Source organism: Rathayibacter sp. AY2B9 (assembly GCF_002931595.1).
Taxonomy (GTDB): Bacteria; Actinomycetota; Actinomycetes; order Actinomycetales; family Microbacteriaceae; genus Rathayibacter.
On the sequence record NZ_PSUB01000035.1, the window covers coordinates 1 to 4,617 of the forward strand.

The following is a 4,617-nucleotide window of genomic DNA, read 5'->3' on the forward strand; positions in this document are numbered from 1 at the left end:
TCGCCCCAGCAGATCTCGAGCGCGCACGCGCCCGACGCTCCCACCACGTCGACCGCCCAGCCGGTCTGGTGCTCGCTGTGCCCCGGGCGCGCACTCGTCGCATCCGCTCCCGCCTGCCCGCGCGAGGACACCCAGCCCGCGTAGACGCTGACCTGGGTGTCGTAGGAGCGGTAGGCGCTCTGCACCGCCAGCGAGAGGCCGGCCTCGGAGCGGGCGGCGGCGAAGAGCGGGACGAGGGCGTCCGCGGTCGCCTGGCGCATCGGCTGCCGGTTGACGTAGGGCACGTCGGGGAAGGTCAGGTCGGCGGGGACGTAGTCGACCGGCGCGAGCGTCCGCAGCTTGTTGACGACGACCCAGGTGCTCGCCGGGTCGTCGACGGACTGCGCGGTGAGGTCGATCCCGGAGGCGGTGGGAGTGGGAGTGGGAGTGGCGGTCGGCACCGCCGTGGGCGTCGAGGTGGTCGCGGCCGCGGAGGGCGACGGAGCGGGCGGCGCCGTCGAGGGGGTCGGCGAGGGCGCCGGCGCTCCGTTCCCGATGGCGGCTCCGACCCCCAGCGCGGTCAGGCCCGCCGCGGCGGCCACACCCCCGATGACCAGGGCTCGGCGGCGGACGGGGCGCCCATCGGTCGGCTCGTTCTCGTTCGACGTCATCCTCCGAGCCTAGACAGACCCGTTCCTGCGCATCTGCTGAAGCACCGGCGATCGGTTCTGTCCACCCGTGCCCCTCCACGCGGGTCGCGCATATCCTCTAAGGATTCACATAAGCAGACCCCCTAGCTTGAGTGACAGCCACGACTCCGCGTGCGACCGCCCCCTCGGCCGCACGGCCCCCCACGGAGCCGTCGATGGAAGGACCCCATGATCCGACCCCTCACCGCACCCTCCGTCCCTCTCGCCGCCCTCGCTCGGACGCTCGAGATCGGCGACGAGGGCGGCCTGACGGCCGAGATCAGCGGAGTGACGCTGATCGCCTCCGACGTCGAGCCCGGCGACCTCTTCGTCGCCCTGCCCGGGGTCAACCGCCACGGGGCCGAGTTCGTCGAGCAGGCCGTGGCCCGCGGCGCCTCCGCCGTGCTGACCGACACCGCGGGCGCCGACGCCGCGCGCGCGACCGGTCTGCCCGTCCTCGTGGTCGACGACCCCCGCTCCCGCCTGGGCGCCGTCGCCGCCGCCGTCTACGGGACGGCCGAGCGCTCCCCCGTGCTGCTCGGCGTGACCGGCACCAACGGCAAGACGTCGACCGTCCACATGCTCGAGGGGATCCTCCGCCAGCTCGGCGTCGTGCCCGGCCTCAGCTCGACCGCGGAGCGCCACATCGGCGACACCTCGGTGACCAGCGGCCTGACCACCCCGGAGGCGACGGAGCTGCACGCGCTCGTCGCCCGCATGGAGGAGGAGGGCGTCGGCGCGGCCGCGATCGAGGTCAGCGCCCAGGCGCTCACCCGCCACCGCGTCGACGGCGTGGTCTTCGACGTCGCCGGCTTCACGAACCTCAGCCACGACCACCTCGACGACTACGGCGACATGGACACCTACTTCGGCGAGAAGGCCCAGCTGTTCCAGCCCGATCGCGCGCGCCGGGCCGTCGTCTCGCTCGACTCTCCCGCGGGCGCGCGCCTCGTCGAGGTCGCCGGCGTGCCGGTCACCACGATCACCTCCCTCCCGGGCGTCGACGCCGACTGGACCGTGACGGTGCTCGAGCAGGAGTTCGGCCGCACCCGCTTCCGGATCGGCAACCGCGAGGGCCGTGCCATCACGACCTCCGTCCCGATCATCGGCACCCACATGGCCGCCAACGCCGGACTGGCGATCGTGATGCTGATCGAGTCCGGTCGGCCGATCGGCGAGATCCGCGCCGCGCTGCACCGCGACGGCGGAGTGGACGCCTCCCTTCCCGGCCGCACCGAGCGCGTCTCCGGCGACCGCGGCCCCACGGTGTACGTCGACTTCGGACACAGCGCCGACGCCTTCGCCCGCACCCTGGAGGCCGTCCGCGAGGTCACTCCCGGCCGCGTGGTCATGGTGTTCGGCGCCGACGGCGACCGGGACGCGCTCAAGCGCCCGGCGATGGCCGAAGCCGCCGTCCTGGGCAGCGACGTGCTGGTCGTCACCGACCACCACCCGCGCTTCGAGGACCCGGCCTCGATCCGGCGCACCCTCGTCGACGCCGCCCGCGCCGCACGTCCGGACGCCGAGATCCACGAGGTCGACGACCCCAAGCGCGCCATCCGCGTCGCCGTCTCCCTGGCGCACGAGGGCGACGCCATCCTCTGGGCCGGTCCCGGGCACCAGAACTACCGCGACATCCTCGGCGTGCGCACGCCGTACTCGGCCCGAGCCGAAGCCCGGGCAGCGCTCCGTGAGGCCGGCTGGGCGGACGAGGCGGTCCCCGCTCCGGCCTGATGCACGGCCCCGGCACGGCGGCCCTGAGATCCCGTTCAGGCTCGCCGGACGCTCTGTCGCGCTCTCCGCACGCGGTGTAACTTTGCGCAGCACGCAACGTTTGCGGCGGATCGCCGTGCCTGGACGCGTCCGCCAGACAAGGGGACCACCGTGGCCGACTCCGCCTCCGCTCCATCCGCTCCGACCTCGACGCCGTCCGGCGCCGTGATGTCGCACCGGCAGATCCTGTTCGTCATCTTCGGGCTGATGGCGGGGATGTTCCTCTCCTCGCTCGACCAGACCATCGTCGGCACCTCGATGCGCACCATCGCGGACGACCTCGACGGCCTCTCGCAGCAGGCGTGGGTGACCACCGCCTACCTGATCGTCTCGACGATCGCGACGCCGATCTACGGCAAGCTCTCCGACATCTTCGGACGCCGCCCGCTCTACCTGATCGCGATCGTGCTGTTCCTGATCGGCTCGACGCTCGCCGGCTTCTCGACCTCGATGCTCGGCCTCGCGGGCTTCCGCGCCGTGCAGGGCCTCGGCGCCGGCGGACTCATGTCGCTCGCGCTCACGGTGATGGGCGACATCCTGCCCCCGCGCGAGCGCGCCAAGTACCAGGGCTACTTCCTGGCCGTCTTCGGGATCTCCAGCGTCGTCGGACCGCTCATCGGCGGCCTGCTCGCCGGCACCCCCGAGATCCTCTTCATCACCGGCTGGCGCTGGGTCTTCCTGATCAACCTCCCGATCGGCGCCGTCGCGCTCTTCATCGTCGTGCGGTTCCTCCACCTGCCCAAGCCCGCCGGCAAGCGCTCGGTGCGGATCGACTGGTGGGGCGCCTCCCTCGTCGTCATCGCCGCGGGACCGCTGCTGCTGATCGCCGAGCAGGGCCGCGAGTGGGGCTGGGGCTCGCCGATCGCGTGGGTCTGCTACATCGTCGGCGCGCTGGGCGTCATCGGCTTCATCGCGGCCGAGCGGATGATGGGCGACGACGCGCTCATCCCCCTCAAGCTCTTCCGCTCGCCGACCTTCTCGATGGCGACCGTGCTGGGCGTCCTCGTCGGCTTCGGCATGTTCGGCGGCATGATGGCGATCCCGCTGTACCTGCAGCTGGTGAACGGCGCCACGCCGACCGAGTCCGGCTTCCTGATGCTGCCGATGATCCTCGGCCTGATGATCGCCTCGATCGTCTCGGGTCAGATCATCTCGCGCACGGGCCGCTACCGCGCCTTCCCGATCGTCGGCACGTTCCTGATGTCGGCCGCGTTCTTCTACTTCACCTTCGTGACGATCGACAAGCCGGTGATCTTCATGATGGGCGGGATGCTGATGCTGGGCCTCGGGCTCGGGCAGATGATGCAGACCCTCACCCTGGCCTCGCAGAACTCGGTCGACGTGGCGAACATGGGAGTCGCGACCAGCGCCTCCACGTTCTTCCGCCAGATCGGCGGCACCCTGGGCACCGCCGTGATCTTCTCGGTGCTGTTCAGCCGGATCCCCGACACCATCGCCGCGGCCTTCAGGAACCCGGCGCTCGCGGCGGATCTGCAGCGGGCCGTCACCGATCCGGCCGTCGCCGCGGACCCGGCCAACGCCGGGATCCTGAAGCTGCTGCAGTCGCAGGACACCGCGGCGATCGGCTCCGCGCTCGACGGGGACACCTCGTTCCTCAACACCGCGGACCGCGCCCTGTCGGCCCCGTTCCTGACCGGGTTCAACGACGCGACCGTGACCGTGTTCCAGGTCGCGCTGGGCGTGGTCCTGCTGGCCTTCGTCCTCTCGTGGTTCCTCAAGACCCCGCCGCTGCGAGCGAAGTCGGCCATGCAGGAGGCGCACGACCTCGCGGCCGAGGACAGCGCGGAGGAGCTGCGCCGCACGGACCCGCAGCTGGCCGCGCGCGCCGGGGCCGACCTGGCCGCGGGCAGCATCGAGCCGGACGTCCGGACGGACTCGATCCGCACCGCTCCTCCCCGCGACGGGCACGGCGCCCACCGGGCCTGATCGGGAAGCGCCGACCGGCCCGCGTCCTGCGCTCCTCTCCTCCGAGGCGCCGCCTCCGCCGGCCGGACACCGCCCTCACCGCGGTGTCCGGCCGGGGAGGCGGCGCCTCGCGGTCGTCCGGGGTGCGGTGTCCCGCGTTCCGGGGCGAGAGAGCGCTCCACCGGGGCTCTAGGATGGTCGGACCGCTGCCGAAGGAGTCCGCAATGAGCGCCGCCCCCACCCCCTCCCC

Annotated in this window: 3 protein-coding genes; 2 read left to right on the forward strand and 1 reads right to left on the reverse strand. The window is 72.5% G+C overall.

The features are described from left to right. Positions 1–650, reverse strand: a 650-nt coding sequence (locus tag C5C25_RS16135; RefSeq protein ID WP_104251188.1) for a D-alanyl-D-alanine carboxypeptidase family protein, incomplete at its 3' end; no start/stop codon positions are given. Positions 651–857: 207 nt separating this feature from the next. Between C5C25_RS16135 and C5C25_RS16140 the strand changes: the two genes are divergently transcribed. Together C5C25_RS16140 and C5C25_RS16145 are read left to right on the forward strand one after the other, a co-directional pair. Beyond that, a complete protein-coding gene (locus tag C5C25_RS16140) occupies positions 858–2,402 on the forward strand; it encodes a Mur ligase family protein (protein WP_104251189.1) in 1,545 nt (514 codons plus the stop codon). A gap of 207 nt (positions 2,403–2,609) precedes the next feature. Beyond that, positions 2,610–4,388, forward strand: a complete 1,779-nt coding sequence (locus tag C5C25_RS16145) for an MDR family MFS transporter (protein ID WP_104251190.1) — start codon at positions 2,610–2,612, stop codon at positions 4,386–4,388. The last annotated feature ends 229 nt before the right edge of the window (positions 4,389–4,617 follow it).